Origin of the sequence: Methylorubrum suomiense (genome assembly GCF_022179765.1) — a bacterium.
Lineage (GTDB): Bacteria > Pseudomonadota > Alphaproteobacteria > Rhizobiales > Beijerinckiaceae > Methylobacterium > Methylobacterium suomiense.
This window is the reverse complement of the sequence record NZ_BPRE01000040.1, coordinates 1-1,648: the sequence shown is the minus strand read 5'-3', so window position 1 is coordinate 1,648 and position 1,648 is coordinate 1. Positions and strand designations below refer to the sequence as shown.

Sequence of the window (1,648 nt, the reverse complement as noted above, 5' to 3'; positions counted from 1 at the left end):
CACGGGTGCAGGGCCGTCCCAGCTTCTCGATCGCATCCATGGGTGCTCTCCTCACGTCCGAAACAGCCAGATCGGCACCGAGTCGGCCGGGTTGGTCAGGGCGGTGGCGACAGTGATCGAGCCGCGGCGCTCGAGGTGGATTTCCCGCTCGCACAGGGCGACGCAGCGGCGGGGATAGAGAGTGACCAGGGCGCCCACGGAATCGACGCGATAGGCCCCGGCGAGCCGATGGACGCCGAACAGCGCTTCCGTCGACCAGCCCAGGCGCGCGGCGTCCTCGCCCCACTCGTCGATGAATGCGAGCATGGCCTTACGGACCGCCGGCCAGACGCCGGAGCGCCCTCTCGCGCCCGGCGCCGTCCAGATCATGCCGGGACACGACACGCGGTCCTCCGGCAGACTGCACACGCCGATGCGCCACGAGGCGGCGAGCTGCTGCGCGTCGGTGAGGGCGAGGGCGGCGCTCATGCGACCTCCGCCCCCTGTCGCGGCGCCTTCGCCTCGAGGCGGCCCATCAGCCGGCCCAGCGTGGCGCCGTCGGCCGCGTCACGGAGTTGCGCGCCGAGATGGTGGAGGTGCGCCTCGCGAGCCTGCGCGACCTCCTCCGGCGCGGGATGGGCCCGTTCGCGCTCGGCATCGTTGGTGGCGCGCGTGTCGCGCCAGTTCGCAGCGATCGCCTCAACCTTCGCCCGGTCCGCTTCGGACGGCGGCTCGACAACCTCAGCGTCGAGGATCTGGCGGACGTGGACGAGCTTGAGATTGTGCAGGAACAGACCGCGGCGCGCCTCTTCGGCGAACTCGGCCGGCGACGGGCGAAAGGCCCGATTCCAGGTGATGATCGTCTCACCAGACCGAAAGCGCTCGCCCGCGCCATGGATAGCGAAGAGCGGGAGGCCAGCCAGCCCCTTGATGTACTCGTTCACGAAGATCTCTTCGCTGACCTCCTCGCGACCGCGACCCAACTCGAAGCCCAGCAGGACCCGCGAGACCACGACATCGACGGCCTTGGTGTCCGCGGGGGCTTTCCGCTCCAGCTCAAGACGCTCGGCGACGGCGCAGAGCGCTCGACGCTCGGCTGTCGTGACCGCCATATCCCGCCGCACGCAAAAGCGGTTCGGCTGGCCGTCCACCGGAACCAGCCTGCCACGCAAGGCCGGAATCTTCGCCTCGACTTGGCTCAGCGCCGGCAGAGTTCGCATCGACGGAAGGCGGTTCGACATCGAAGGCTCCGGCTAGGGATTGCTCGTGGAGGCGGACAAGGCGGCCGGCGAGGCCGGTGACGTTGGCGGGTGAGTGGCGGCCGCCGCCGCGGGGGCCGTTGAACGGCGGGTCGCGATCCGGGGGCCGGTCGAGTTCCTGCCGGCGCCTGCGGAGCCGAAACTCCACCCAGGTCGAGAAATCGGCCAGTTCGCGCCCATCGGCGTCCTCGATCACGTCGAGCACCACCGCGGCCTCGTCCCGGGCAATTCCGAGCCAATGGCCGATGAGGGCGCGCGCCGAGCGGCGGGACCGGCCAGTGTTGGCGCTGATCAGGTCCACGCCGATCGTCAGCAGGGCTTGCCGGTTCGACCGAGCCAGTTCCGCCGCCTCGCTGCCCGCCTGCCCGGCATCGCCGGCCGAGCCGTCAGGCTCGGAACCGGGGTTGGCG

3 protein-coding genes are annotated in these 1,648 nt (G+C 70.8%); all 3 read right to left on the bottom strand.

The window, feature by feature from the left end:
- Positions 1–51 precede the first annotated feature (51 nt).
- Positions 52–468, bottom strand: a complete 417-nt coding sequence (locus MFF26_RS26290; protein WP_137831629.1) for a hypothetical protein — start codon at positions 466–468, stop codon at positions 52–54.
- The gene (locus MFF26_RS26285) at positions 465–1,091 is read right to left on the bottom strand and encodes a hypothetical protein (protein WP_238308959.1); all 627 of its coding nucleotides are present in this window, start codon (positions 1,089–1,091) and stop codon (positions 465–467) included. The genes MFF26_RS26290 and MFF26_RS26285 overlap by 4 nt, the downstream gene beginning before the upstream one ends.
- Positions 1,036–1,648 (bottom strand): hypothetical protein (locus MFF26_RS26280; RefSeq protein ID WP_238308958.1); only part of this gene is annotated, 613 nt, incomplete at its 5' end. The genes MFF26_RS26285 and MFF26_RS26280, both read right to left, overlap by 56 nt.

What these genes read in the sequence shown, in the direction of transcription:
- MFF26_RS26290 (WP_137831629.1), bottom strand. Translation starts at nt 468, where the DNA reads ATGAGCGCCGCCCTCGCCCTCACCGACGCGCAGCAGCTCGCCGCCTCG.
- MFF26_RS26285 (WP_238308959.1), bottom strand. Translation starts at nt 1,091, where the DNA reads ATGGCGGTCACGACAGCCGAGCGTCGAGCGCTCTGCGCCGTCGCCGAG.